General features: G+C 40.0%; 25 protein-coding genes. 17 read left to right on the top strand and 8 right to left on the bottom strand.

Features of this window, described 5'->3' with window-relative positions:
- Positions 1-15: 15 nt before the first annotated feature.
- A complete protein-coding gene (gene epmB / locus H5088_RS05415) occupies positions 16-1,029 on the top strand; it encodes an EF-P beta-lysylation protein EpmB (protein WP_182752476.1) in 1,014 nt (337 codons plus the stop codon).
- On the opposite strand, the gene H5088_RS05410 is transcribed toward epmB, so the two are convergent.
- Positions 1,026-1,235, bottom strand: coding sequence for a hypothetical protein (locus H5088_RS05410; RefSeq protein ID WP_024600329.1), 210 nt, complete (start codon positions 1,233-1,235; stop codon positions 1,026-1,028). The genes epmB and H5088_RS05410 overlap by 4 nt on opposite strands.
- 82 nt (positions 1,236-1,317) lie before the next feature.
- Between H5088_RS05410 and H5088_RS05405 the strand changes: the two genes are divergently transcribed.
- Positions 1,318-1,608 (top strand): prephenate dehydrogenase, encoded by a 291-nt coding sequence (locus H5088_RS05405; RefSeq protein WP_182752399.1) that lies wholly within the window; start codon positions 1,318-1,320, stop codon positions 1,606-1,608.
- A 52-nt stretch (positions 1,609-1,660) separates the two neighbouring features.
- Here the strand turns inward: H5088_RS05405 and H5088_RS05400 are convergent, their stop codons facing one another.
- Positions 1,661-2,152, bottom strand: a complete 492-nt coding sequence (locus H5088_RS05400; protein WP_182752398.1) for a DUF3016 domain-containing protein — start codon at positions 2,150-2,152, stop codon at positions 1,661-1,663.
- A gap of 281 nt (positions 2,153-2,433) precedes the next feature.
- On the opposite strand from H5088_RS05400, the gene galE reads away from it, so the two are divergent.
- A complete protein-coding gene (galE, locus tag H5088_RS05395; protein WP_002960801.1) occupies positions 2,434-3,450 on the top strand; it encodes a UDP-glucose 4-epimerase GalE in 1,017 nt (338 codons plus the stop codon).
- A gap of 183 nt (positions 3,451-3,633) precedes the next feature.
- On the opposite strand, the gene H5088_RS05390 is transcribed toward galE, so the two are convergent.
- Complete coding sequence (locus H5088_RS05390; RefSeq protein ID WP_182752397.1) at positions 3,634-4,314, bottom strand: Fe2+-dependent dioxygenase; 681 nt, start codon at positions 4,312-4,314, stop codon at positions 3,634-3,636.
- Between the two features lie 89 nt (positions 4,315-4,403).
- Entirely contained in the window at positions 4,404-6,584 is a 2,181-nt protein-coding gene (locus H5088_RS05385; protein ID WP_182752396.1) for a TonB-dependent siderophore receptor, read from the bottom strand.
- Between the two features lie 217 nt (positions 6,585-6,801).
- Here H5088_RS05385 and H5088_RS05380 point away from each other — a divergent pair, with 217 nt between their 5' ends.
- From H5088_RS05380 to H5088_RS05355, 6 genes are read left to right on the top strand one after another with little or no spacing between them, the layout of a single operon-like run.
- Positions 6,802-7,575: a DUF3450 family protein gene (locus H5088_RS05380; protein WP_154904276.1), complete on the top strand. Its 774-nt coding sequence runs from the start codon at positions 6,802-6,804 to the stop codon at positions 7,573-7,575.
- Positions 7,575-8,900 (top strand): MotA/TolQ/ExbB proton channel family protein, encoded by a 1,326-nt coding sequence (locus H5088_RS05375; RefSeq protein WP_182736723.1) that lies wholly within the window; start codon positions 7,575-7,577, stop codon positions 8,898-8,900. The genes H5088_RS05380 and H5088_RS05375 overlap by 1 nt, the downstream gene beginning before the upstream one ends.
- Entirely contained in the window at positions 8,893-9,273 is a 381-nt protein-coding gene (locus H5088_RS05370) for a MotA/TolQ/ExbB proton channel family protein (protein ID WP_002960812.1), read from the top strand. Before H5088_RS05375 ends, H5088_RS05370 begins: the two co-directional genes overlap by 8 nt.
- Positions 9,274-9,277: 4 nt before the next feature.
- Entirely contained in the window at positions 9,278-9,682 is a 405-nt protein-coding gene (locus H5088_RS05365; protein ID WP_182752395.1) for a biopolymer transporter ExbD, read from the top strand.
- Between the two features lies 1 nt (position 9,683).
- On the top strand, positions 9,684-10,340 hold the full coding sequence (locus H5088_RS05360; protein WP_154904278.1) for an energy transducer TonB: 657 nt from the start codon (positions 9,684-9,686) through the stop codon (positions 10,338-10,340).
- A 19-nt stretch (positions 10,341-10,359) separates the two neighbouring features.
- The gene (locus H5088_RS05355; protein ID WP_182752394.1) at positions 10,360-11,787 is read left to right on the top strand and encodes a lipopolysaccharide assembly protein LapB; all 1,428 of its coding nucleotides are present in this window, start codon (positions 10,360-10,362) and stop codon (positions 11,785-11,787) included.
- Between the two features lie 630 nt (positions 11,788-12,417).
- On the opposite strand, the gene zapE is transcribed toward H5088_RS05355, so the two are convergent.
- On the bottom strand, positions 12,418-13,527 hold the full coding sequence (gene zapE, locus H5088_RS05350; RefSeq protein ID WP_182752393.1) for a cell division protein ZapE: 1,110 nt from the start codon (positions 13,525-13,527) through the stop codon (positions 12,418-12,420).
- Between the two features lie 59 nt (positions 13,528-13,586).
- Between zapE and rsuA the strand changes: the two genes are divergently transcribed.
- From rsuA to H5088_RS05335, 3 genes are all read left to right on the top strand, one after another.
- A complete protein-coding gene (gene rsuA / locus H5088_RS05345) occupies positions 13,587-14,285 on the top strand; it encodes a 16S rRNA pseudouridine(516) synthase RsuA (RefSeq protein ID WP_182752392.1) in 699 nt (232 codons plus the stop codon).
- 119 nt (positions 14,286-14,404) lie between these two features.
- A complete protein-coding gene (gene rluA, locus H5088_RS05340) occupies positions 14,405-15,058 on the top strand; it encodes a bifunctional tRNA pseudouridine(32) synthase/23S rRNA pseudouridine(746) synthase RluA (protein WP_182752391.1) in 654 nt (217 codons plus the stop codon).
- Between the two features lie 81 nt (positions 15,059-15,139).
- Positions 15,140-16,090 carry a DUF3530 family protein gene (locus tag H5088_RS05335; protein WP_182752390.1) on the top strand — a complete coding sequence of 317 codons (951 nt, stop codon included), beginning with the start codon at positions 15,140-15,142 and terminating at the stop codon, positions 16,088-16,090.
- On the opposite strand, the gene djlA is transcribed toward H5088_RS05335, so the two are convergent.
- The 3 genes from djlA to H5088_RS05320 are packed head-to-tail and all read right to left on the bottom strand — an operon-like array spanning position 16,073 to position 18,625.
- A complete protein-coding gene (gene djlA, locus H5088_RS05330) occupies positions 16,073-16,939 on the bottom strand; it encodes a co-chaperone DjlA (RefSeq protein ID WP_182752389.1) in 867 nt (288 codons plus the stop codon). The two genes, H5088_RS05335 and djlA, sit on opposite strands and share 18 nt — an antisense overlap.
- A 31-nt stretch (positions 16,940-16,970) precedes the next feature.
- Positions 16,971-17,627 (bottom strand): N-acetylmuramate alpha-1-phosphate uridylyltransferase MurU, encoded by a 657-nt coding sequence (murU, locus tag H5088_RS05325; protein ID WP_039485522.1) that lies wholly within the window; start codon positions 17,625-17,627, stop codon positions 16,971-16,973.
- Positions 17,624-18,625 carry an aminoglycoside phosphotransferase family protein gene (locus H5088_RS05320; protein ID WP_182752388.1) on the bottom strand — a complete coding sequence of 334 codons (1,002 nt, stop codon included), beginning with the start codon at positions 18,623-18,625 and terminating at the stop codon, positions 17,624-17,626. The genes murU and H5088_RS05320 overlap by 4 nt, the downstream gene beginning before the upstream one ends.
- A gap of 100 nt (positions 18,626-18,725) precedes the next feature.
- Here H5088_RS05320 and lptD point away from each other — a divergent pair, with 100 nt between their 5' ends.
- From lptD to apaG, 5 genes are read left to right on the top strand one after another with little or no spacing between them, the layout of a single operon-like run.
- A complete protein-coding gene (gene lptD, locus H5088_RS05315) occupies positions 18,726-20,978 on the top strand; it encodes an LPS assembly protein LptD (RefSeq protein WP_039485527.1) in 2,253 nt (750 codons plus the stop codon).
- A 30-nt stretch (positions 20,979-21,008) separates the two neighbouring features.
- Positions 21,009-22,304, top strand: coding sequence for a peptidylprolyl isomerase SurA (surA, locus tag H5088_RS05310; protein ID WP_149602106.1), 1,296 nt, complete (start codon positions 21,009-21,011; stop codon positions 22,302-22,304).
- A gap of 2 nt (positions 22,305-22,306) precedes the next feature.
- Positions 22,307-23,299: a 4-hydroxythreonine-4-phosphate dehydrogenase PdxA gene (pdxA, locus tag H5088_RS05305; protein WP_024589800.1), complete on the top strand. Its 993-nt coding sequence runs from the start codon at positions 22,307-22,309 to the stop codon at positions 23,297-23,299.
- The gene (gene rsmA, locus H5088_RS05300) at positions 23,296-24,102 is read left to right on the top strand and encodes a 16S rRNA (adenine(1518)-N(6)/adenine(1519)-N(6))-dimethyltransferase RsmA (protein WP_002960838.1); all 807 of its coding nucleotides are present in this window, start codon (positions 23,296-23,298) and stop codon (positions 24,100-24,102) included. The genes pdxA and rsmA overlap by 4 nt, the downstream gene beginning before the upstream one ends.
- Entirely contained in the window at positions 24,086-24,475 is a 390-nt protein-coding gene (gene apaG, locus H5088_RS05295; protein ID WP_182752387.1) for a Co2+/Mg2+ efflux protein ApaG, read from the top strand. Before rsmA ends, apaG begins: the two co-directional genes overlap by 17 nt.
- Positions 24,476-24,477 lie beyond the last annotated feature (2 nt).

Raw genomic sequence — 24,477 nt, 5'->3', positions numbered from 1 at the left:
GTAATCTACATGCCAATGATACAAAGAAATGAAGCAAATTTGCATAAAAACTGGCAAAAAGAATTAGCAAATGTAGTTACCTGCCCAAAAACCTTGCTTGAAATGGTCGGTTTATCGAGCCAAGTCCATGAAAACGACCTAAAAGCCCGCAGTTTATTTCCGGTACGCGTGCCTATCCCTTTTATAAAAAAAATACGCAAAGGCGATCCAAACGATCCTCTTTTATTGCAAGTCATGCCACGCCATCAAGAATTTTTAACTAAGTCGGGTTTTAATAAAGATCCCCTACTTGAGCAAGATAACGAACAACCTGGCCTTTTACATAAGTATAAATCGCGTGTTTTAGTAATGTTTAAAACCGGCTGTGCAGTCAATTGTCGTTACTGCTTTAGAAGGCATTTTCCGTATCAAGAAAACCAACTTAATAAAAAAAGCCTGCTTGAAACACTAAGCTACATAAAATCTGATGCCAATATAAACGAAGTGATTTTAAGTGGTGGCGATCCGCTGATGGCCAAAGACGATGCAATAAGTTGGTTTTTAGATGAGCTTGAGCAATTACCACAAATTAAACGAATGCGAATTCATAGCCGTTTACCAGTAGTTATACCGGCGCGAGTTACCGATGAGTTATGTGAGCGATTAGCAAAATCGCCATTAAAAATTATTTTTATTAATCACATAAACCACGCCAACGAAATAGACACTGATTTTAAAGCAGCTATGCAAAAGCTTAAACAAGCAAACGTAACGCTTTTAAACCAAGCTGTAATTTTAAAAGATGTGAACGATACGCTCGATGCGCAAATAAATTTAAGCGAAGCGTTATTTGACGCAGACGTATTACCGTATTATTTGTATTTGCTCGATAAAGTTGAAGGGGCCAGCCACTTTGATATTAACGAAGAAGACGCAATAAAAATAATGGCAGAGCTATTAAAAGCCCTGCCTGGATTTTTAGTGCCTAAATTAGTGAGAGAAATAGGTGGTCAAAAAAGCAAAACACCTATCGACCTTAAGCTAATTTAAACATATATATTTACGTTGTTACCCAGTGATGCAGTCGCCGATTTAGCCGGCGTTTGCGCACTTGACGATTGCGCTGCACCTTCAATAAGTGCAAGCGCCGCAGCGCCATCAGCTAATTGCTGTTTTTTAGACAAAGCAGCAGTGTAAAGCTCGCTGCCTTGGCCTGAACCAGACATAGCTGGTAAATTTCCACCTGATATATTCATAATTATAAGCCTTAATCAACCTGACTTTTAAATGTAATCCACGTATTATGTCGGCCATGCAGCACAAAGCTTTAGGAAAACCATGGATTCTATTATTGAACAACTCAACACTAACTTAAAAATTGTTTATCGTCAGGCACTTGATGCTGACAAAAAACTCGACGAGCTTCAACAGCAAGGTCACGGTAAGTTTAAAGCCTTATTTACTGCCGATTCTGGCTTTAGCTTTGAAGCAAAACGCTTTAAGCCTTATGTTCTTGATGTAGCCGCTGACGTAGAAAGCTTATCTAACGATGGTTTTGATGAAGAAAAGCTTAAAACAACCGTTATTAAGTTACAGCAAATACTAACGCTGTTAGCTACTTTTAAGTAATAAAAAATCAGCTTAAAAAAATGCCGCTATTTAGCGGCATTACTATTTTAAGTTAATCTAAACTTGGTAATATTTGCTCACCAAACCACTCTGTTAGTAAGCGTTTTTCGTAATAGAATGATTCGTCGCGGCCCATTTTAATTTTATCCATAAAGCCCATATCTTTAAGCTCCACATCAGTATCTTTACTTAGCACCGTACCGTCGTTATCGGTTAACGAATAATCTAGCTTAATGCGTGGAAAATAAATGGGTTTCACTACACGAATTTCATCCATACCGCCATAACGCACATCACCCGCTAAATCTAAGTCAGTAAACTCTACGTTTAATTTATAATCTTTTGGCAATTGTTCGGCTAGTTTAGCCATATGCTTTTCGAAACTTGCTGCCACACTTTTGTGATATGAGCTCTTAGTTTGATTTGACGCTCGCACATCACGATAATCATTAAAGTCATGCCATTTAACAACAGACTCGCCCGCATGGGCAAGTGCAGGCAATACGATACACATTGTTGCTGCTATTTTTTTAACTAAATTCATATCTTTCTCCAAAGAGGTAGACCAATCACAAAGGTGTAGATTGGAATAAACCTAGCATTAGCTATTACTAGACCCAGTTTAGCACTTGTTTATTAACTATAACTTAATCTTACGTATAAAGTGTTACTTATAGCGAGCAAAATGTAATCAAAATTATTAATATTAATTCATATAAATATCATGATTTACTGTAAATAATAAAAGTCACAGATAAAGCATGTAAACCATCTCAATTTATGGTGAAATTAGCTTAATTGATAAAAGGTACCCACGGAGCTTTCATGACTATTTTAGTAACCGGTGGCGCAGGCTATATTGGCTCGCACACTGTTTTAGAACTTTTACAGCAAGGTAACGATGTTGTTGTTATTGATAATTTAAGTAACTCATCACAAGAATCACTTGCGCGCGTAAAGAATATTACAGGCAAAGAAGCTACTTTTTACCAAGGCGATATTCTCGATAAACCCTTTTTAGATTCAGTATTTGCAAAACACACAGTTGATAGTGTTATACATTTTGCGGGTTTAAAATCAGTGGGCGAGTCGGTTGCAAAGCCTGTTGAGTACTATCAAAACAATGTACAAGGTACCCTTACGCTTGTTGATGCAATGCGCGACGCAGGCGTATTTAAATTAGTATTTAGCTCGTCAGCCACGGTATACGGCGACCCTGCAAGCTTACCAATTAAAGAAGACTTCCCTGTAGGTGGTACTACTAACCCTTACGGCACATCTAAGTTAATGGTTGAGATGATGCTGCAAGATATCGCTAAATCAGATGAGCGCTTTGCGTTTGCTATTTTGCGTTACTTTAACCCAGTGGGTGCACATGAGTCGGGCTTAATTGGTGAAGATCCTAATGGTATCCCAAATAACCTTTTACCGTTTATCGCACAAGTAGCGGTAGGTAAATTAAAGCAACTCGCTGTATTTGGTGATGACTACGACACAGTTGATGGCACTGGTGTGCGCGACTATATACACGTTGTAGATTTAGCTATTGGCCATTTAAAAGCGCTTGATAAAATTGCCAGCAGCACAGGTGCATTAGTTTATAACCTAGGTACTGGTAACGGGTATTCTGTACTACAAATGGTTAATGCATTTATTAAAGCAAGCGATCAGGCTGTACCCTATCAGGTTTCACCTCGCCGCCCTGGTGATATCGCAGCGTGTTATGCAGCGCCAGAAAAAGCACTTAATGAACTTGGCTGGGAAGCAGTGCGCGGTATTGATGAAATGATGCAAGATACATGGCGTTGGCAGTCAAATAACCCTAACGGTTATAAGGGCTAAGTAAAACAAGCTTTGCGCTTACAATAAGTGCGCGGCATCAAACCGCGCATACCGAGTATTTTAATCACCGAATTCAATTTTGTGGCTGCGTCGAAGGCGTAGAGCTTGCTCACGCGAAAAGCGCAGCTTTTAATTACTTCTATTTAATTACTTATATCCAATATTTAATAAAGAGCATCTTCGTTATGTCTGCGCCCACTGTCTTAGCAAGTTATGATAAACCCCCGTCAATTGAATAATCTCTGGGCTATCTTCTACTTTGCTGCGCAAACTTTGAATCGACATATCTAAATCAAAGAGTAAACCACGTTTTTCGTCGCTGTTAATCATACTCTGTAACCAAAAAAATGAGGCTAATCTACGCCCACTCGTTACTGGCATTACACGATGTAAACTCGTTGAAGGGTACAACACCATACTGCCTGCTGGCAGCTTTACGCTATGTGAGCCATAAGTGTCCTCAATAACAAGTTCACCGCCCTCATAGTCTTCGGGGTCATTAATAAATAACGTCATTGATACATCTGTACGAATTTTTACTGGCGTACCCGGCACCTGTCTAATCGCGTTATCTACATGCACACCAAACGATTGCCCACCTTGATAACAGTTAAAAAGCGGAGGGAAAATTTTTGCAGGAAGCGCCGCCGACATAAACAAATTACTGCGCGCAAGTGCTGCCATTATAATGTCGCCAAGCTCTTGGCATTCAGGGCTATTTTCAGGTAGCTGTAAGTTATTTTTTGCTTTGGTTGATTGATGACCTGCGGTAATACTGCCATCGGCCCACTGCGCTTTAAGCAAAACCTCATGGCAATACGCCACTTCTTCTTTCGTTAATAGCTCTGGAATTTTAACTATCATGTGCGCCCTCTCACATTTTCATCAAATAATTAAGGGCAGGTAATAGGCCTGCCCTTATGCTTACTTTTATTTTTTAATTTGTTTTAAAATTAAAAAGAGTAGCTCGCTGTTAAACTAAACTTACGACCATCACCTGGTACAAAGTGTCCACCACCTAACTGATCAACGTAATCTTTATCACCTAGGTTTTCACCATTAAGCTGCAGGCTCAAATCTTTTGATATGTCATACGCAACCATCAGGTCAAAAATAGTATAACCTGGCGCACGAGAGCGTGTTGACGTAGTGCCGTTGTAACGCTCACCTACATACTGCGCACCTAAACCAAACGATAACTTATCCGACATATCGTACGTAGTCCAAACACTTGCGCTATTTTTAGGCGTACGCGCAAGCTCGTTACCAACTTGAGTTGCGTCGTCGCCTAATGCTTCTGTTACTTCGCTATCTTGGTAAGTGTATGAAGCAATTACAGTCCACTCTTTAGTAATTAGGCCCGTTGCTGAAAGCTCTAAACCTTGAACGCGCTGTTCACCACCAAGTATTTCGTCACTTGAGCTATCTGCAAATGGGTCATCAGTACGGGCATTGGTTTTTTCAGTACGGAAAAGTGCAGCATTAGTTTGCAGGCGGCCATCCATTAGGCTCCATTTAGTTCCTAATTCATAACTACGGCTTTCTTCTGCGTCTAAATCAGCTGCATTTGAACTCGTAGATACCGTTAGGCTTTCCGCCGATGGATTAAATGAATTACCTGCGCCTAAATACACACTGCCATTTTCTGTAGGTTTATAAACTACAGCTGCATTCCAGCTAAATAAATCGTCACTTGTAGAAATTAAAGCGCTTGGATCATTGTAATCGTTGTGATAATCCGTAGTGAAGCTATCAAAGCGAATTCCACCTGTAACTTCCCATTGCTTGTTAAGCGTCACTGTATCAAATGCATAAATAGCTTGGTTTTTAGCTTTAGCTTCAATGCTTGTACCGTCACGGCCGTACACACCCGTAAATGCAATTGTTGCATCAGGGTTGTATAAGTCATTGCGTATTCCATCTTCAATCAGGTTATCAGGCGTAGTTGCAACAAAGTTATGGCGTGTAAACGTTTCATTTGCAAGTTCAACACCCACTACTACGTCGTGAGTAAAGCCAGCAAATTCATAGTTACCAATTAAATCAACTTGAAGTGCAGCAAGTGAATTTTCAGTATCACGTGTTTTTTCATCTGCAAAGGTAATGTCAGTGTCTGTTGTAACCGAGAAATAACGCGGTGCAGTTGTTACTGATTCACGCTTAACTTTACCTAAACGACCTTGCACACGTAACGTAGTATTTTGAGAAAAATCATACTCATAACGAGCTGTTGTTGAGTAGGCTTCAATATCTTCGTAATCACGGTAAATATTACCGTAAAAGTTATCAAAGTCGACAGGAGAAGGTGAGCGTGCACTATCTGCAAGTTCAGCTACTGGCGTATCACTGTAAACCCAAGGAATACCATAATCTGGTAAATTGTCTTGGCGTTGATACTCTAGGTTTAAATCAAAACGGCTGTTTGTACCAAGCCCTGTTGCAAATGCAAACGCAACAGCATTTGTTTCGTTTTCAACATGATCGCGACCTGCAACATCACCTTTATCAGTAAGAAGATTAATACGTAGTGCGCTTGTGTCGTTTACTTGAATGTTAGTATCAAAACGACCACGGTAATCGTTTTCTGTACCTAAACGTAGCGAAACGTCGTTAAAGTTGTCTAACTTCGCCTTTTTACTTTCTAAATTAACACTACCACCTGTTGCGCCACGACCAGAAACTGCAGAGCCTGGGCCTTTTGCAACTTCAACGGCTTCAATGTTGTAAATATCACGTGTGTAACCTGCAACATCGCGAATACCATCAACAAAAATATCATTTGTTGCACTAAAACCACGAATCGACATGCTATCGCCAGTAGGTGAGCCACCCTCACCTGCTGCTAAAGAAATACCTGAAACATTACGCAAAGCATCACGTAGGCTATCTACGTTTCTGTCTTTCATTACCGCTTGGTTGATTACTGTTACCGTTTTAGCTGTATCGAGTAGCGGTTGAGTGTATTTATGCGACGTTGATTTTTCTACAACATAACTAGACTCAGTTTTAGTTTCTGCTTTGGTTACCGATAGTTCTTGAACATCCTGTGCACTTGCCCAAGTTGAAAGCGTAGCTGTAACAACCGCTGCAATTGGCTTCACGTACGCATTTCCTTTATTCGATGGCTTACTCATGGTTACTCCGTAGTTTTTATTAAGCACTTAACTATTGTTAATTTAAGGTACATATTTAATTTCGGCGAAATCCTACCACTCAAACAACTCAATGTAAACGATAACTGTTATCAATTGCATTGTTATGTGAATTCCTATATTGTATACACACTCAAAAATTAACAGTAATTACGTCCTTGTAATTGCTTGTCGTAACTTTCAGGATTGTTGTTAAGTAATGCGAAGCTTAATTAAACCAATTAGCGTAGTTATCGCGCTTTGTAGCACTATGGCAGTAAAAGCCGACACTGTTAGTGAGCTAGAACAACTCGTTAATAAATGGCTACAAATAGAAAATCAAAACACAGAATTAAATACTCATTGGCTTGAACAAAAAAGCAGTATGGAGCAAACCTTAACGCTTCTTAATGCCGAGCAGCAGCAACTTAGCGAGCTTAATCAGCGTAGAAAAAAAAGCACCAGTGAGCTTGCCCAAAAACGCGAACAGCTTGTAACTCAGCAATCAGAACTTGAAAATGATCAACAGCAATTAAATGATCAACTAGCACATATTTCTGGGCAATTACTTTCATTACAAGTGCAACTCCCCCCGCCCCTTTTGAGTAGTTGGAAAAACGCCGGTGATTTAAGCGATTCAAAACTCAGTACAACTGACAAATTACAAACAGCACTAAAAATGCTGACTCTACTTAATGATTTTCAACAACGTATTTCTATTCACGAAATGGCTATTAAGCATCCTGACGGGCAAGAAGTATGGGTTAAGCAGCTTTATTTAGGTGCAGCTCAAGCATGGTTTGTAAGCGAAGACTTAAGTTATGTAGGTATTGGTTTTCCAAGTGACTTAGGTTGGCAGTGGGAATTTGATTCAAGCATTAATGCAGAACAAGTTGCACTGGGTATTGCTGTACAGCAAAAAAAGCGCGCTGCTGATTGGGTAACACTCCCTATATTAAGTTATGTAAATAAAAACCAGCAAGGGGCTAAATAATGGCTACTAACAGCATAATTAAAGTATTTAGCGCCACAGTTTTACTTTTTAGTGCAAACATATCTTTTGCAGCTAGCAGTGATGATGCTAAGCAAAGTATTTTAAGTGATATTAAAACAGCGCAGCGTACTCTAAGTAAAACTCAAAATAGCATTTCAAAAGAGCAAGCGACCCTTGCAAAGCAAATTTTTACCAAGCAGCAATCGCTCAGTAAATTACGCGAACAAGCAGCCGTTAATCGCCGCCTAGCTGACGAAAACACATTAAGTCTTGATCAGTTACAAACCCGATTAGACACTTGGCAACAGCAGCAGCAATATCAATTAAACTTACTTAGCCGTTTTGTACGCCAAAACACCAGCAATAGTACTAGCAGTAACGAGTCGGCTAATAGCCAAAACGAGTTATTAAGCCGTGTTGTATCGCTAATTAATAATCAAGAGCAGGCACTTTATCCACAGTTAAAAAAACAATCGGTTGTGCTAAGTAATGGCGAATTAAGCCAAGCTAATACCCTTCAAGTCGGGCCTGTTGCATGGTTTAGTACGCAAACACCTAAACTTATGGGTTTATTAAATTTAGATGATGAATCTAATGCATTAAAAGTAGCGTTAGTACAATCAACAAGTGACGATAACCCACTCGATAATACTTTAAAGCAAAACGGTGTAGGCTCTACATTACTTACTTTTGATCCTAGTTTAACGCACTTAGTAACTAGCCAAGCCCAACAAGAAAGTCCGCTTGAACACCTAGAAAAAGGCGGTTTATGGGCTATCCCTATTATTTTATTTGCCTGCTTTGCACTTACCATTGCACTATTAAAAGCCGCACAGCTACTGCGTTTAAGTAAAATTAAAATGCACTCTCAAATGCAATTACAGCAACTTTTTAAAGCTGAAAATAGCAGTGAATTTGCAGGTATGCAGCAGCAGCTATTTAACTTAACGCTGCAGAGCGAAAAAGGCCAAGTACGAGACGATCAATTATTTAATCAGTTAATTCATGATAAGCATAAACTCGATAACTTTATTGGCGCTATTGCCGTTACTGCAGCAGTAGCCCCACTACTTGGCTTGTTAGGCACTGTTAGCGGCATGATCGAAACATTTAAAATGATGACCTTGTTTGGCTCAGGCGACCCAGAAGTTGTATCGGGCGGTATTGCACAGGCACTTATAACAACCGAGTTAGGTTTAGTTGTTGCTATACCAGCACTCGTTTTAAATGCGCTGTTATCGCGTAAAGCAAAAGCGTACTACAGCCAACTAGAAGGCTTTGCATTACAGCTAAGCCAACTAGAAAAAGGAGAAAACAATGTTTGAAAAAATCGTTAGTAACCCTATATGCTGGTGTATTCTTTTACTCGCTTTATTTGTATACCAGCTGATTTTTCATGACTTACTGCACCTTAAACAATACCAAGCGCAGCGCAAAGGTTATTGGCAAGAAGTTAGCTCTATTTTAACTGCAGCGCTTCCGCTACTTGGTTTATTAGGCACCATTGTTGGTTTGCTTGATACATTTAAAGTAATGGCGCTGGGCCATAACGAGTTAATGAGTGACGCCATTGGTGACGCATTACTAACAACTCAATTGGGTCTTGTGTGCGCTATTCCTGCGTGGTTAATGCAAGCTTACTTAGCGTATTCGCAGCGTAATCCTAAATTACATACGTTAAGTAAGCAGTTAGGGTAACACTATGCAATCACGTTTAAAGCACAAGCTAGAGCAAGAAGCGGGGCAACATATCGATATGTCGCCGCTACTTGATGTGGTATTTATATTGCTAATATTTTTTATTGTTACAACCGTATTTGTACGCGAAAGCGGCGTTGAGGTTGATAAACCACAAGCCTTATCGGCTAGTCGTCTTGAGCAGCAAGTTATATTTTTAGCAATAACCGACAACCAACAAGTATTTTTTGATGGCAGCCAAATTGGTGTTGCTGGTGTGCGTAGTAGTGTCGAGCAAATGTTAAAACAGCAACAACGTCCTGTGGTTATTCAAGCTGATAAAACAGTACCTACTGAGTTACTTGTTCAAGTAATTGACGAAGCAAAGCTGGCAGGCGCGGCGCAAGTTAACTTAGCGACCAAGCAATAGTATGCACACGATTAACTCGCTTCAAAAAACAAAAAACAATCGCCATCCGCTGTTTGCATTTGGCCTTAGCCTCATTGTGCTTAGTGCTGCATTACTGCTTTTATGGCTTGGGCAACTTGCTGAACACCATATACAAGACAAAGTGGTTGTACGTGAGATTGCCATGGTGGCACTGCCACCTCCGCCACCTCCATCAATATCACAACAGCAAACAAGTGAGCCAATGCAAAGCTTAGCGGTAGAAGGTGCAGGCGCGTCAATTCAAGCCGTAAAAATTAAGATAAAGAGTGATTTAAGTATTGTAAAACCCGATACACCCAACGTAAAAGTAAGCGCGCCACAATGGCAATCAATGAGTGTAAATTGGGATGCATTTAGCTTAAATCAACTCGATGGTCTCCCCACTTTACTTACTCCCGTCAAGGCCGTTTTACCAAAAAGCTTAACCCGCCGAGGTGTTGATGTATTTACTGTAAAACTCGATGTATTTATTGATGAAAGTGGCAAGTTAAGTTTAATTGAGGTAGTACAAAACCCATACCCTGAACTTAAACCAGCTATCGACAAAATTATTAAACAAAGCCGCTTTAGTGCACCTAAAAAAGAAGGTGAAACCGTACGCGCTCGCTTTATTTGGCCAATCGAATTTAAACCTTAAGCCTATTAAAATGAAAAATATGAATATATTTAAAACGCTAAAACCATTAACTCGCGCAGTTATCACTACTTTAATGTGCTCACTCCCTTTATTAGGTGTAAGTAGCGTGCATGCAAGCGCTGCTAGTGCGCCATTAAAAAGTGCGCCACTAAAAGTAACGTTATCGCCTAGCGATCCAACATGGCAGTTGGCTATAAATAATAAATTACTAGGCCCTACAGAGGTCCTTATTGAACCGACCGAGCGCGGTTTTGCTCGCCAAGTGCAACCACTTTTACAAGCAGGTAATTACAGTGAAGTTGCGGCGCTATTTAAAAATCGCGATATGAATCAAGACAGCACCGCTTTAAACTTATTGCGCGCACAAGTTCTGCTTTCAACAAAAGACTTTAATAACGCTGAACTAGCTTACCTAGCGTGTTTAAAAGCTTCACCTGATTTAGTAAAAGCCCACCAAGGTTTGAGCCTTTTATACATGCAACAAGCAAAGTATGACAAAGCACAAACACACCTAGTTCACAGTATTGAACTTGGCCAAGCTGACGCACAAAGTTATGCGCAACTTGCTTATATACACGTGCAGCATAGCCAACCTTGGAGCGCGGTAGCGGCGTACCGCCAGGCGCTAATGCTAGCGCCAGAAACAAGCCAATATCAACAAGGGCTATTGTTTGCGTTAATTGAATCGGGTGATTTAAGTCAGGCAAGTGCATTACTAAAAGAATTACTTAATAAAAGCCCTGATAAAGCTGAACTTTGGTTGCAACGTGCACAAATAGCGTTACAACTTGATCACAAAAAGCAAGCGCTTGCTGCTATTGAAGTGGCCTTAAAACTCAACCCTAAAGATACCAGCAACCAGCTTTTAGCAGCCCAGCTGCATTTAACTGAAGGCAGCACTGAACGCGCTGTGAGTTTATTAAAGCAAGGTTTAAAACACGCCACTAAACAGCAGCAAGTTGAGGTTATTAATACAACGATGCAAACTTTAGGCTGGCTTGTATCTCAACAAAAATGGGATTTAGCTAAAGAGCTAATAGGCAGCGCAAAAAGATTAACTAAGCAGCTACCCCGTGATGAACAAGCGCAGTTTTCTGTATACAGCGCACAAATTGCTATGCAACAAGGTAATACTAAACGTGCTCTTAAAAGCTTAAATAATGCACTTAAAATAAACCCGAATTTAGGTGATGCCCTACTTAGTTTAGCAAGTATATATCGTAGTAAAGGCCAACTCACCCAAGCTAAACTTATGTATGTTCGTGCACAAGCTCTGCCTGATTACCAACTATCGGCGTGGCTTGGATTATCGCAAATAGCGATCGATTCTAAAGACTACCCGAGTGCGCTAAAGCATCTTAGAAAGGCATTACAAGCCAACCCACAACGCCAGGACTTAATTACTAATATTCGCGCCCTTGAGAATATAGTGCGCCAAGAAGGGTAAGTTTAACACCGTGGTTAAATTTACTTGTATAAGCACAGCTTGCTGGCTGTGACGAGCAAAGCTCGTAATTTCTATGCTTTGATGTTTTCTCATTTACACCTCTTTGTGCAATAAGGTTTTAAGTAATTTATTCACAAAGAGGTTTAGAGGGCGCTGCGCTTTAGAGAAGTAAAAATACATAATTACTATTGTTTTATGTCTTCTCATTTACTCCTCTTTTACTTCTCTTTGTGCAATAAGATCTTAAGTGATTTATTCACAAAGAGGTTTAGAGGGCGCTGCGCTTTAGAGAAGTAAAAATACATAATTACTATTGTTTTATGTTTTCTCATTTACTCCTCTTTTACTTCTCTTTGTGCAATAAGGTTTTAAGTGATTTATTCACAAAGAGGCTAAGAGGGCGCTGCGCTTTAGAGAAGTAAAAATACATAATTACTATTGTTTTATGTCTTCTCATTTACTCCTCTTTTACTTCTCTTTGTGCAATAAGATCTTAAGGGATTTATTCACAAAGAGGTTTAGAGGGCGCTGCGCTTTAGAGAAACCAATTAGTAGCAAAGTAATCAGCTATAAATATTAAAAGCTGCGCTTTTCGCGTGAGCAAGCTCGTTTGCAATATATATTAAAGCGTTACCAATTTTGCATTTCGACTATGCGTGATTGCGTGCGTGCATATTCAAAGCTCAACTTTTTACCTTTGTACAAATGTTCAATGTCGGTTTGCGCATTTATTACTAGCAATTTATGGCAATCGTAAAATTCATCGACTAAGGCAATGAAGCGCCGTGCTTCGTCGTCAAAAGTATGCTCATCAAGTGTTTGTTTTTCGCGTTGGTAGCTATCTTCTATACCGTGAACAATAACTTTACCCGTTGCTTTAACACCCATTTGCGGCACGTTCGATACATATAACACATCAAATTGCGTTGCTAAATACATATAATCGTTAGCACTACGCGGGCCTGAACATAGCGCCATAAAATCTATCATCAAGGCATTATCTGCTTTTAATAAATAGGGTAAATCGCGGCCATGCACAGTAATTGTATTGCTACATGTTACTACTGGATACGAAGCTAAAAACTCATTTTTAAAATCGTGTTTAGGTAAATTAATAAAATAGTGACGACTGTTTTTACCATATCTAAAGCGGTGATCGTCCTCCCCTGCCACGTTAATTATATGGCAATGGTTATTAATTAAATCGATAGTAGGTAAAAATCGCGCCCGTTGCAGGCCGTTGTAATAAAGCTGCTCTGGCTTTGCGTTCGATGTGGCCACCAGCACAACACCTTGTTCAAACAACGCATTGAACAATCTGGCCATAATCATGGCATCGCCAATGTCGCTCACAAAAAATTCGTCAAAACACAGTACTCGAATATTTTTAGCCCACTGTTTTGCAATTAGAATAAGTGGATTTTTTTGACCTTGTAGCTGCAAAAGTTGGGTATGCACTTGTGCTATAAAATGATGAAAATGCAGCCGCTGCTTTTGCTCAATAGGTAGGTTTTTATAAAATAAATCCATTAACATGGATTTACCACGCCCTACGGGTCCATATAAATAAATGCCTTTTATTAAGGGCGCTTTTTGCCACCATGATGTGTGAGCTTGAAGTTGCTCGCTTAGCGTATTTAAAGCTTCCACCGCATTTTGCTGCGCAGCATCAAAACACAGTGCACCTGTGTCTATTTTTGCTTGGTAAAGGCTTAAAATTTGTGTGCTGTGCACTGTCATGGTATTTCACTATCGGCTATAATCGCGCCCATTGTAGCCGACTAAAAATGTGAACCAAAATGAAATTCCCTTGCCGCTTAGATAAATTTATTAGCCACTTAGCTGAAATACCGCGCACCCAAGCTCGTGCTAGTATAAAGCGAAAAGAAGTAAGCGTTAATGGCGAAGTAATCACATCACATAATTTTCAGTTAGCCCAGCAAGATGAAGTACTGCACCAAGGTACGCCTTTGGTATTTTTAGGTAAGCGCTATTACATGCTAAATAAACCTGTTGGCTATGTATGTGCTAACAGTGACGAGCTACATAAAACTGTTTTTGACTTACTTGATGAGCCAAATATGAGCGACTTTCACGTGGCAGGTCGCCTTGATATAGATACTACAGGGTTAGTTATTATTACTAATGATGGCGATTGGTCACATAAAATCACGTCACCTAAAAGCAATAAATTTAAAACCTACCTAGTCGAAACGCAAGAGCCTATTACCGATGAAGCACTTGAGCAATTACGAACAGGTGTCATGCTGCATAACGAAAAAGATTTAACCCGCCCCGCTATAGCTGAGAGACTTGCTAATTACGGACTGCGTTTATCAATAAGTGAAGGTAAATATCATCAGGTTAAGCGTATGCTTTACGCGGTAGACAACAAAGTAGTTGAGTTACATCGCGAGCAAATTGCGGGAGTTACTCTAGATGAAAACTTGGCTAGTGGTGAATATCGATTATTAACACCCGAAGAAATTAAGTTATAAAAGCGCTTCAAAGGAGCTAAGGCTTGGACTATTAGTTAAAACAATATAGCCAAACTTTTACTTGAGCCTGTTGGCTTGCTCTACTAAAATAGCGCCCTTCAAAATTACTAAGGTCGGCCGTGTTAGTTAACTACAATCCCCCTATGAGTCCGTATTTAACGATACTTTTTCAGGATGACGATTTACTGATAGTTAATAAACCAAGTGAGTTATTAACTGTCCCAGGTAAAGATCCTAAACATGCCGACAGCTTAATTAATCGTGTTAATCGTGTTTTTCCAACCGCAAGAATAGTGCACCGCTTAGATATGGCGACTTCTGGCATACTGTGCCTTGCCATGAATAAAGCCGCGCACAGACATTTAAGTATGCAGTTTCAAGAGCGCGAAACAGCGAAACGTTACATAGCACGTATATACGGACACCTTGAAGCTGAAACAGGAACAGTAGATTTACCCCTTATTTGTGATTGGCCTAATCGCCCTAAACAAATGGTTGATCACGACAGAGGTAAACCTTCACTTACGCATTTTAAAATACTTGAGCGTGAAGAAAATGCAACCCGTGTAGAGCTAACCCCCATCACTGGTCGCTCGCATCAACTACGTGTGCATATGTTAAGCCTGGGTCATCCTATTTTAGGTGACAGGCTTTACGCCCATAAAGAGGCACTTGCTGCGGCTCCTCGCTTACAGTTACATGCACAAATGCTGCAATTAAAGCACCCTAAAACTGAGCAAGTACTTACTTTTGAAGCTGAGCCAGAATTTTAACCGGCACAAATACTTCGTAAATTATTAAACTTTTAGATAACCTTGCCGATACCTAACTAATTGTCATTAGTTAGGTGCATTATGCTATTTTCACGGTTTTTAAAAGCAGCTTTTTATATACAGCTCAGCTGTGCGCTACTTTTAGCTAACCCCGCCTACGCGGCTGAACATATTGCCCCACCTAGTTTATCAGGCATTGAAAATAGCGACATTGAGCGACTACTTCCAAGTGATGAAATAAAGCCAATATTAGCGGGTGAAACAGAATTTTTAAGCCTTTACAGCGAATATATGAGTAGTAATTTTAGAGGTATCGTAATACTTATACCCGACTGGCATTCTTCACCTACCAATAACTCCGGTATGGGCTACTTGCGTAAAGAGCTTAATAATTTAGGCTACAGCACCTACGCAATGACAGTGCCCGACATTGATTGGCAAGCAAGTAAAATGGCCAAAGCAACGCCTAATGAAGCAGAAACAGCGCCTAGTAAAGCCGATGAACCTGCATCACCCGACACAGCAACAAACGCACAATCACAGCCTGCAAAAATAAAAGAAGAACCTCATTACGTAAATGCAATTGAAAAAGTAACTGACGACATACTTGATGACTATAAAATAAATCTCATTTCTCGGTTTAATGCGCTGTATCAAACCGCTATGGAAGATTCGAGTAATATAGTTGTTATTGCACAAGGTACAAGTGCGGGTGTGTTGTTGGAGTACTATGCAGATTTTCCAGATGAGAGACTAGATGCGTTTATAAGTTTAAGCAGTTACTTACCTAATACTAAGCGTAACGAAAGTTTGAGCCAAACAGCGTCACTTGTTACACCCGCCTTGCTTGATATTTACTACGCAAATGACAGCACAGACATTTTAATGAGCCTTAAAAATCGTCAGCGCTGGGTTGAGCGAAATGCAAAATTTGATTACCGCCAACGCCAATTGTTTGGCCTGCGCGATCAACCTGGTCAACACGCACGCCTAACAAAAGAAATAGACGGTTTTTTACGCCGACTTTTTTAAATACTCATAAGCGGCTTGAATATCTTGGCTCTTTTTAACAGCCAATTCCATCATGTGCTTTGGTAAACCTTGCGATACTAATTTATCTGGATGATGTTGCGACATAAGTTTACGGTACGCTACTTTTATGTCACGTTGCGTTGCATCGCTATTTAAGCCTAATAACGCCAATGCTTGCGCACGGTTCATATTATTATTTGGCGGTACATGGTGGCCAGAACCCTCACGGTAACTACTGCTTTGACCTTGGCTTTGTTGCTGCTGATTAAAGCCCTGTTGTTGCTTTCTAAAGTTAAACTCAGCTTGATAACGTTTTAATACAAATGCAAAGTGTGTTTTAGAAATGCCTAGCTGTTTACTTACTTCTGCTAATAATTGCTTTTCTTGTTCGGCTAATACCCCGTCAGAAAACGCCATTTGTATTTGTATTTCTAAAAACAACTGTATTAGATCGTTTCGTTTAGCAAAGCGTTCTTTAAAATCGTGTACGGTTTCTTTAAGTGAAAAGTCGCCCTCTTTACCTGACTGAAATGCATGTTGTGCTTCGCGGCGTTCTTCGCCCTTTAAGCCCATTTCGTCCATGAACAAGTTAGCCGCTTTTATGTGTATTTCGCTCACTCGGCCATTCGATTTTGCAATGTGCCCCATGACAGCAAAGCAACTTGAAAAGAATAAAGCTTGGCGCTCGTGAACATCGTCACCACTAAATAAGCTAGAAAAACCGCCTGCTTTATCAAAGTTATTTTTTAAGCTTTTATCAAATAAATGACCTAGGTATAAACCTAAAATAGCACCAAATATTTTGCCAAACATAAAGCCAAAACAAAAACCGAGAATTTTTCCCCACATCTATAATACTGCCTTCTTAAAAATTGAGTTGTTACGCCTCAAGGCGCGTGTTTAATTGGTTTAAACGCTCTGGTGTACCAATGTCATCCCATTGCCCTATATAGAGCTCAGTAGAGACTAAATGTTCATTTAGCTTTTCACGTAAAATAGGCCCTAAAGGGCGAATACCTTGCGTTAATCCTTTAAAAAAATCAGCCTGATAGCGGCCAATCCCCGAAAAGGTATATTTTTGACTCTCGGCCGACAAATGGCTCAATGCAAAGTCGCCATCAGGATTGTGTGGCGGGTTTTCTATAAGCACTATGTGCGCCTCACCGGGTTGCAAATGAAGTTGCATTAGCGCACTTACATCATAGTCGGTGTATACATCGCCATTTATTACAATGAACGAGTCGCCCAACAACGGTAACGCTTCAATAATACCGCCGGCTGTTTCAAGGCCACCTTCAACTTCTTGGCTATAAAGTATATTTACGCCAAATTGACTGCCATCCTTAAAGTAGTCTTTTATTTTATCCCCCTGCCACGCAAGGTTTATTACAATATCGGTAATGCCGGCTGCTTTAAGGTTATTTATATGGTGCTCAATAAGTGGTTTTTCTGCCACTTTTAACATTGGCTTTGGCATATTTTGCGTAAGCGGCATCATTCTTTGCCCACGCCCTGCAGCTAAAATCATCGCTTTCATGAGTGCTCCTTTGCTAACTTTTCAGTCACTTTTGGCACTATGGTATTTTTTGTCCACTCACTCAATGCTTTAAGCTCTGGGTAAATTGCTGCCACTTCAATAATGTAATCAAGCGTCGGTAAAATATTATCTAAATAACCTGTTTTACCATCGCGTAAATACAATCGACAAAATATACCCGCAGCCTTTAAGTGGCGCTGTAATCCGGTTAAATCAAACCAATATTTAAACTCATCGAATGAAGTGTTAGTCAGTAAATTTTGAACTGTAAATTCTTGATAAGCAAAATCAAGTAAACTTGTTAATTCTTGCTCTGGCAATTTAAAGTAGCAATCGCGCAGTAGCGATACTAAATCGTAGCAAAGCGGCCCGCGTACAGCATCTTGATAATCTATAATGGCCCACTGGCCGTCACTATTCATAATATTACGGCTATGGTAATCACGATGAACGGTAACCGTAGGTTGCTCAAGCATCGCCTTTATTAATAGCTCTGAACTTGTTTGCCACATTATTTTTTGTTCGGCACTGAGTGACTCATTAATAAAGTCGCTTACTAACCACTGACTAAATATATCAAGCTCTAGCTTTATAAAATCTTTGTTATACGCTTGCATAGCAGAAGCTGTGGGCGTTTTTGCCCACTGAGCACTTAAACTAATTAATGCTTGGTAATGCTCGGTGCGGTTTGCATCATCAAGCATGTCAGCTAGGTGCGTACTGCCTAAATCACTGAGGATAAAAAAGCCCTGTTTCTCATCGCTTGCAATAATAGTGGGAAGTAAAAAACCTTGCTCAACAAACACCTGGTTTAGCGAAATGTAAGGTTCGTTATTCACTTTTTTTGGATCTGAGTCCATCACTATTAAATGTTTATTATCGTGATTTAAACGATAATAACGGCGAAAGCTAGCATCCCCCGTGATCGCGTTTAAAGTATGCGACTTGGCATTAAGGTGTGTGTTTATAAATTGTTGTAAATTCTCAAAGCGTGTCATTTTATTAGATATCTATTTTTATAGGTCAATTACTGTAATTGCCATTATTTTCCTTTATTATGTGTATATTATATTAAACACAAAGTATTAAGGTCGATAAATGAGCAAAACCTGGGGCATATTGATGCTAAGCGTAGTTAGCGCACCATCGCTTGCCGAAACTGAACTGGCACACAACCTTTGTGGCATTTCAATGCAAACCAGAGCTTGGCAACCACTTGAAGGCCTTAACCTTGGTGAAGTTGATATCCAAGCTGATGATGTTGAGCTACTTGGCACTCAAAGCGCTGAATTTACCGGCAATGTTGATATTAACACCCTTAAGATGAGTTTGTCCGCACAAACTGCGTTGATAGACAAACAGCGTGGTTTATTAAATGCAACGGGGCCAATTACTTATCAAGACTACGTAAGTAAAGTAAACAGCACCGGATTAAATGCCGATTTAAATAATTCAGAAGTCAGTTTGTTAGGCGCCGACTACAGCCTAACCGAACAACAAGGTAAAGGCGGCGCTGAAAAGCTCACTGTTAATCAGTCTGGCCTATTACTCATGAATGCAAGCTTTACTACTTGCCCAAGTGACACCCCAGCATGGGAAATTGAAGCTGACGAAATAAACCTTTCACGCGAAGAAGGCTGGGGCGAAACATATAACGCCGTATTGCGTATTTTAGATACACCAGTTCTATATTTACCCTATTTTACATTCCCGCTAGATGAACGCCGTAAATCGGGATTACTTACCCCGACTATTTCAAGCTCTGACAAATACGGCCTTGAAACAATTACGCCTTATTATTTAAATATTGCACCTAATTTTGATGCCACTATTACGCCTCGTTATATGTCTAACAAAGGGCTGCAGTTACAAACAGAATTTAGATACCTAACAGAGCAACACGAAGGCTTAGTAGGGATTGAATACTTAGATAGTGATGATTCTGAGCCTGATTTGAATGAACGCTACATGTTTCATTGGCAACAGCAAAGCTACCTAGGTGAAAACTGGCGCGCAAACGTTGATGTAACCAATGTGAGCGATGATAACTACATCACCGACTTAACTTCAAACTACGCAAGTAAAACCGATACTCAATTGTATCGTACTGGTTCACTTACCCATTTAGGTGATACATGGCGCACTGATATTAAAGTGCAAAACTTTGAAGTACTCGGCGATCACTTAGAGTCATACACTGCAATACCACAAGTTAATTTTACGCAAACAGCGCCTTGGCGTTTTGATAATTTTGACTTTAGTGTGTCGGGCGAGATTAGCCATTTTACTAATGATTCATCAGAAGTGGCCATAGACAGCGCAACTCGTGTACACGTAGAGCCAAAAGCACGCTACAACTACGCTACGCATGCGTGGTCATTTTTATCTGAAGTGAGCTTATTACAAACTAATTATAAGCAAAGCGGAAACTTAACCGGCACGCAATACAGCGATACTGTATCGCGTACTATCCCAAAAGTACGTTTGTACTCTCAGCTTAATTTTGAGCGTGACGCATCTTACTTTTTTGAAGATGGTATACAAACACTAGAACCGCAAATTCAGTATTTATATACACCTAATAAAGATCAGTCAGATATTGGCTTGTTTGATACAACCAAACTGCAAGATGATTATTATGGTTTATTTAGAGACGTGCGCTTTTCGGGTGTTGACCGTATAGCAGCTGCTAATCAGTTTACTTTAGGTGCTACAACGCGCTTATTTGATAAAAAACAAGAAGAAGTGTTTAACTTTAGTGCGGGCCAAATATTTTATTTAAGTGACGATGCCAAGCCAACAGAGCAAGGCTTAAACTCAGACACTAATTATAATGCACTATTTGCAGCTCAAACCATGTTACATTGGCACCGCCGTTGGTACCTCGCTGGAGGTATTCAATATGATACAGATGGCAAGCAAATGGTACAGTCAAATGTAACGCTTGATTATAAAGGTGATAATAATCAGCTAGTACAATTGAACCATCGCTATGCAAATGATGTCTCAGGAAATACAATCGAGCAAGCAGGTGTATTTACAAGTATTCCTATTAGCGACGAATGGCAATTTATTGCGAGCTATCATCGAGATCTTGAAAACAACAGAAGTATCGAAGTATTGAGCGGATTACAGTATGAATCATGCTGTTGGGCTATCCAAATTACTGGCCATCGCCAAATTGAAACTGATTTAAATCAGTCAATAGGACAAGAACAAGCAACTTTTGATTCAGGTATTAGTTTGAATTTTGTATTAAAAGGACTTGGCAGTAAAAGCCGTTATGATGCACAAAAATTATTACAACAAGGTATTTTTGGCTATCGTAGACCGTATTTTCTTAGTAACTAGAGTACTATCAGCAAGAGTAGTAAAAAGAATATGAATTTAAAAAAATTATTAACATCAGCAGTTTTAAGTGCCAGCCTTTGTCAAAGTGTAATGGCTGCACCAGTAGAAATAGATAAAGTTATTGGCGTTGTAAACCAAGGCGTAATTTTAAAAAGCGAAGTAGACACCATAATTGATCGTGTTAAAAAGCAAGCACAAGAACAAGGCCAGCAATTACCAAAAGATGAAACACTTCGTGTACAAGCTGTAGAGCGTTTAGTTAATCAAGCGCTTATGATGCAAATGGCTGATCGTATGGGGTTACAAATCTCAGACAGTCAACTCGATCAAACTCTCGCTAACATGGCAAAAGAGCAAGGCGGAACAATCGCCGACTTACGCCGCACTATTGAAGGTTCGGGCGAAAGCTTTCAAGCTTACCGTGAAGAAATTCGTAAAGAAATCACAACGCAGCAAGTAACACGTGCAAGCGTTGATCGTCGTATTTATATTAGCGAACAAGAAGTTGATAACCTTTTAAAAATTATGGAAACCCAAGGTCAAAGTGCTGAAGAGTACGACATTGGTCATATTTTAATAGATATCCCTAACGATGCGACAGCTGACGAAATTGCTGATGCAAAAACACGTGCCGATAAAGTTATTGAGCTATTAAACGATGGCCAAGAGTTTAAGCGTATTGCTATTTCATCATCAAGCGGCTCTAAAGCACTTGAAGGTGGACAACTTGGTTACATGGGCATTAACGAAATGCCATCGCTTTTTGCTGAAGCAGTAAAAGGCCAAAAGAAAGGCGCTATTGTTGGCCCACTTCGCTCTGGTGCTGGTTTTCATATCATTAAAGTACAAGACGTTCGTGGTCTACAAGTTGTAGAAACAACTGAAGTACGTTCACGCCATATACTTATTAAACCTTCAATTATTTTAAGTGAAGAAAAAGCACGCTCAATGCTTGCAGGCTTTGCAAAAGACTTACGCGCAGGAACAGCCGACTTTGGTGAACTTGCTAAAGAGTACTCAGAAGATCCAGGCTCTGCACTTAAAGGCGGCGAGTACGATTGGACAGATCCAACTACCTACGTACCTGCGTTTAAAGATACATTACTTTCTCTTAAAGAAAATGAAATAAGCGAACCGTTTAGAACACAGTTTGGTTGGCATATTGTGCAGTTACTTGGCAAACGTGTAGCTGATAAAACTGAACTAGCTAAACGTAACCGTGCTCATGGCATGTTGTTTAACCGTAAATTTAAGGAAGAAAGTTTTAACTGGCAGCAAGAAATGCGCGAGCAAGCTCACGTTGAAATTTTCCCTATAGACCAATAAATATGACTCTAAGAATTGCTATTACACCGGGTGAACCAGCCGGTATTGGCCCAGATCTGCTACTCACGCTTGCTCAGCAAGCGTGGGACGCTCAACTAATAGCGATTGCTGATGGCAAACTATTAAAAGAGCGTGCAAAGCATTTAGGCTTAACAATAAACTTAATTGAATTTGATGATAATGCCCCCGCCATAGCAGCACCTGCAGGCAGTTTGTATATTCATCAGGTTGATTTAGGTGCGGATGTAGAGCTTGGCGTACTAAACGACGGTAACGGCCAATACGTGTTAGATACCTTGCGTATAGCAAGTGAAAAAAACATGGATGGCACGTTCGATGCTGTTGTTACGGGCCCTGTTCACAAAGGCATTATTAACAAAGCGGGCATTTCATTTAGCGGACACACTGAGTATTTTGCGCAGCAATCAAATACTGCAGATGTGGTTATGATGCTTGCAACTGAAGGTTTACGCGTTGCACTTGTAACCACGCATATTCCACTTGCGTATGTGTCGCGTGCCATTACTCCTGAGCGCTTAACTAAAGTAGCGGGTATTTTAAATCACGACTTACAAACTAAGTTTGGGATAGAAAAACCACGTATTTTAGTGTGTGGCTTAAACCCACATGCAGGTGAAGATGGCCATTTAGGCCGTGAAGAAATAGAAACAATCACCCCAACGCTTGAAATACTTAGAAGCGAAGGGATGAATTTAATTGGCCCACTACCGGCCGATACCTTATTTCAACATAAATACCTATCTGAAGCAGATGCAGTACTTGCTATGTATCACGATCAGGGATTACCTGTGCTAAAATACAAAGGATTTGGTAAATCGGTAAATATTACCCTTGGCTTACCATTTATCCGCACCTCAGTTGACCACGGTACTGCTCTCGATTTAGCAGGGACTGGTACAGCTGACGTTGGCAGTTTTGAATTAGCGATCCGCGAAGCAATTAAGCTCGCCCAAGAAAAAGCACAAAATCAATGACCGATAAAGTACATTTAGGACACCGCGCTCGTAAGCGTTTTGGGCAAAACTTTTTATTTGATGAATCTATCATCGATAAAATAGTCTCTGCGATTGATCCTAAACCAGAAGACAACTTAGTAGAAATTGGCCCCGGCCTTGGCGCAATTACTGAGCCAGTAGCCGACTTAAGCGGCCATTTAACGGTTGTTGAATTAGATAAAGACTTAGCACAACGATTAATTGAACACCCATTTTTGGGTCCTAAATTAACCGTTAACCAAGGCGATGCAATGACGTTTGACTTTGCAAGCTTGGTTCGCGATGACAAAAAATTAAAAGTGTTTGGTAACTTACCTTACAATATTTCGACACCGTTATTGTTTCACCTTTTTGAATTTTCAGATCATATTGAGCACATGCACTTTATGCTTCAAAAAGAAGTAGTAAAACGCATGGTAGCAGGCCCAGGTAGTAAAACATTTGGTCGCTTAAGCGTAATGACTCAATACTACTGTAATGCAATGCCGGTTGTTGAAGTACCACCTGAGTGCTTTAAACCAGCGCCAAAAGTTGACTCTGCTGTTATTCGTTTAATACCTAAAAAGCCAGAGCAACGTACAGCAAAAAGCGTTAAAATTTTAAACACCGTGTGTTTAGAAGCATTTAACCAGCGCCGTAAAACGCTACGTAATAGTTTAGGTAACTTACTTACCGCAGAAGAACTAACTAGCATTGGCATTGATATAACGCTGCGTGCTGAGCGCTTATCTTTACAACAATTTATTGATATAGCTAACTGGATTTATGACAACAAGCAGTAACATTGGAGCGCCTGTAAAGGTATCTGTAGAAACATTTTACGTAGAAGGCCAATCTCAACCTGAGCTTGAAAAATACGTATTTGCTTACTCGGTAACAATTAAAAACCATAGTTTATGCAGTGCAAAATTACTGAGCCGCTATTGGTTAATTACCGATGCAAATGGCAAACAAGTAGAAGTTGAAGGCGAAGGCGTTGTTGGCGAAATGCCAGATATTGGCCCAGGCGAAAGCTATAAATACACCAGCGGTGCAATTTTAGATACACCTGTAGGCACTATGCAAGGCCATTACACGTTACGCAACGAGTTTGGCTCTGAGTTTCAGGCGCCTATTAATGTGTTTCGTTTAGCTTGCCCTAACATTTTGCATTAAGC

This window comes from Pseudoalteromonas sp. SR43-3 (assembly GCF_014163875.1).
GTDB classification, from domain to species: domain Bacteria; phylum Pseudomonadota; class Gammaproteobacteria; order Enterobacterales; family Alteromonadaceae; genus Pseudoalteromonas; species Pseudoalteromonas distincta.
Note: the sequence above shows the minus strand (reverse complement) of the source record. Positions and strands in the feature narration are given on the sequence as shown.